This is a genomic window from Lentimicrobium sp. S6 (assembly GCF_013166635.1).
GTDB lineage: Bacteria > Bacteroidota > Bacteroidia > Bacteroidales > UBA12170 > UBA12170.
In genome coordinates, this window is the sequence record NZ_JABKBZ010000253.1 from 1 (window position 1) to 663 (window position 663).

The 663-nt window shown below is 38.5% G+C and carries 1 protein-coding gene; it reads right to left on the minus strand.

Annotated features, from left to right (window positions below; all coding sequences use genetic code 11):
• A partial coding sequence (locus HNS40_RS22605; protein WP_172284970.1) for a hypothetical protein occupies positions 1-663 on the minus strand: 663 nt, incomplete at both ends.

Sequence of the window (663 nt, forward strand, 5' to 3'; positions counted from 1 at the left end):
TGGTACCGGTTTGAGTAAAATATCCATCAAAAGAAGCAGAATAATCGTGGTCACCAATAGAAAGGCCTTCAAATAAAGCAAGTCCATCAAATGCAGAAGTAACAGTCACACCATCTATAGTGATTTCAATACCTTCAGCACCCATTGGATTTCCTTCAACAGAACACCAGAAGAAAGCATCAAAAGTAGTAGGAACAGGAATCATAATAATAAACTGCTCCACATTCTGGTCAACAATAGAAATGGTTCCAGTCTGTGTCTCATATCCATCAAAAGAAGCAGAATAATCGTGGTCACCAATAGAAAGGCCTTCAAATAAAGCAAGTCCATCAAATGCAGAAGTAACAGTCTCACCATCAATAGTGATTTCAATACCTTCAGCACCCATTGGATTTCCTTCCACAGAACACCAGAAGAAAGCATCAAAAGTAGTAGGAACAGGAATCATAATAATAAACTGCTCTACATTCTGGTCAACAATAGTAATGGTACCAGTCTGTGTCTCATATCCAACAAAAGAAGCTGTATAATTGTGTTCACCAATAGAAAGGCCTTCAAATAAAGCAAGTCCATCAAATGCAGAAGTAACAGTCACACCATCTATAGTGATTTCGATACCTTCAGCACCCATTGGATTTCCTTCCACAGAACACCAGAAGAAAG